Raw genomic sequence first — 2,659 nt, 5'->3', positions numbered from 1 at the left:
ACCAGTCCCACCTGCACGGCATCATCGCGCAGCTGCAAATCCTCGGGATCACCGTGGTGTCCGTGCACGAGGTTCCCGACGCTCCCGAGGAGGACCACGACTGATAAGGCAACGAAATCGCCCGCGGCAACTGTGTCCCGAGCATGAGGGAGCGGCGCCCGATCCGGCCGCCAGGCTGCGTTCCCCGGCTCAACGCCGGCTCCTGCATCTCACCATCATCTCCGCCGGGTGATGCCGGGCGTCGGCGACCGCTGCGACGCTGCGCTGGAACTGCCCCCGTCACGTCCTGGTGGGACAAGCCAACGACGCGCGAGAGGACCGAGGGAAAGGGGCGACCAGAAGACCATGGACACGACTGACCTGCGGATCGCGGATCGCCACCACGACCCCAGCGTTGTCAACAGAGTCACCGAGACCGCGCGAGAGGCCCGAGGCAGATCCCCGACCGGCGAGCAGATCGGCGGCTTCCGGCAGGCATCCACTCACCTCGCGCAACGTGAACCCGCCACCAACCTCGACCGGGCCCTGAACCTCGCCGGCCAGGGCGCACCCCCGGGCCGGGTTCCACCTGTCCACGACGATCACCCAGCACCACCACCAGTACGGGCCGCTCGGGATCGTGTTCGTGCTGCTGTGATGGCTGATCGCATTCAGCGTGGTGATGCTCGGCGGAACCCTCATCGGCGTCGTCGTGTACGAGCGGCGACAGCGTCAGGGAAGCCCCAGCTGAACCGGCGACGGTTCTTACATGGCGTTCACCCGCGACGGGTGACGACCCGACTCCTGGCCAGGCATCACGTCGGTCGCGGTGATGCCTACACCACTTCGGGTGGGGCAGGCTCACCCCCAGCGGGTGAACGAGTCGCTGCCCCGCCTAGGGGGCGCGGCCCGCGGCATCAGGCCCTCGTCGGCCGGAGCCCGGGCCGGCCGGCTCCCGACATGCGCGGCTGGGCCGATCATCCGTTCTGTGATGTGGCCGGGCAGTGTGCTCCAGGATCGTTCAGGGTTTTCATTGAGGTTCTGTCCAGATGTGCAACCGCTACTCCTGCAGCTACTCCCACAACGGCGTCACCTGAAATCCGTCCATCATCGCCTGGCACCCCTGAAAAAAGCCACGTTGACGAGCCTCCGCGAGCAGCACCACGCACCATTCCGACCGCGGCGCCGAACCCCGCAGGGGCTGGGCGATGCCCCTGGGCCGTGTCGCGACTACCACCGCGATGGACGCGGCGGCCGGGCCCACGACGCAGACTTGGCCGGGCTCTAGCCCAGCTACCCAACTACGACACCGCGCCCGGTGCCTGCACGGTCGAGCCCTGCGCCATGTCCGGGAGCGAGCAGCGTCGGGAGGTAAGCGCTGATGGCAGATTCGCGGTACGAGATTTGCGTGACCGGCCGGTTGTCCGAACTGGCATGCGGCGCTTTCCCCGGCATGGAGGTTCGGCCCGTTTCCCCCCGCACGGTCATTTTCGGGACGCTGGCCGAGCCCTCCGACCTACGTGAGCTGTTGGCGTTGTGCAGCGCGATGGGCCTGGAGCTCGTCTCCCTGCGGCGGCTGCCGGCCTCGACCGGATCCGCGGGCCGGTGCTCACCCGGACTGGATGGGACGGGAGCGCAAGCTGGCGACGGGTATGGCGATCCGGTGATCCGTCAGCACGACTGCCGCGGCGCTGACGGCGACAGAGCGGGGGAGACACGTGGGTAGCGGCCCTTCTGTGGATCATGGGGCGGGTCGCGGAGTCGGATTCTGGCGGGTGGCCACCGCAGTAGCCAAGAGTTGGTCAGGGGCCGGCCTACCCGGTCTGGTCGACGATCGTCATCACCCTCGACGTCATCGTGATCTACGTGATCGTCGTGCACGGGCGCGAACTGAAGAGCTGACCGGCGCGGCGACGGACCAGCCCGCCGGCCCGTCCGGCGCGGGTGGTGCGCACGCAGCAGCCACGGCCCGTCGGTGGACATGGGGCGGCCGGACCGGCCGTCTCGGCATGACGGTCCGTATGGACGGTCACGCCGTTGCCGTGCTGCGGGGGGGATGGTTCGCGGCGGGGCGCAGCCGCCGGTCATCTCTCGCGGGTGATGCCGAGCAGACGCCGCTCGTCGACAGTGTTCCGGCCAGTGGCGACCCGCCGCGGGCACGGCCTACGGGAGGAGACTTCGCATGCCCCTGCGGGACATCGTTGTATTCATCTTCTGGTTCGTGATCGTGTTCGCGTGGATCTGGTTGTTGATCACAATCTTCGCCGACATCTTCCGCGATCACGAGCTGCCGGGCTGGGGCAAGGCGATCTGGACACTGTTCTTGGCCGGGGCGTCGGAGCGGATGCCGGCGTGAGTGCCGCCGGGGCAGGGTTGGGGCGGTCCACCGGCTGGCTCCGCTCTCAGTGGACCGACGAGCAGGAACTGGCCCAAGCGATCCACGGCACCGTCGTGGGGTCCGCGGTGATGGTGGCCGCGAGCCTGCACGGCACCCTTCTGCAGGTCGTCATCACCGTCGTCGCCACGCTGCTGGTCTTCTGGGCGACCGAGCGCTACGCCGAGCTCCTCGCGGCGGGCGCGCGTGGACCGGGCACCGGCCGCGACCGCGTGGTCGCCGCGCTGCGGCACGGCTGGCCGATGCTGGAGTCGTCCTACGCTCCGGTGATCGTGCTGCTCGTGG

At 69.0% G+C, this 2,659-nt stretch carries 1 protein-coding gene and 1 pseudogene; both read left to right on the top strand.

Going from position 1 to position 2,659, the window contains the following annotated elements; all coding sequences use genetic code 11:
* Positions 1 to 2,161: 2,161 nt before the first annotated feature.
* A complete protein-coding gene (locus JWR81_RS33230; protein WP_297661872.1) occupies positions 2,162 to 2,335 on the top strand; it encodes a hypothetical protein in 174 nt (57 codons plus the stop codon).
* Positions 2,332 to 2,659, top strand: a pseudogene (locus tag JWR81_RS33225) (hypothetical protein); the annotation flags it as partial. The gene JWR81_RS33230 and the pseudogene JWR81_RS33225, both read left to right, overlap by 4 nt.

It is taken from the genome of Pseudonocardia sp. (genome assembly GCF_025965585.1).
Lineage (GTDB): Bacteria > Actinomycetota > Actinomycetes > Mycobacteriales > Pseudonocardiaceae > Pseudonocardia.
This window is presented reverse-complemented; position numbering and strand designations above follow the sequence as displayed.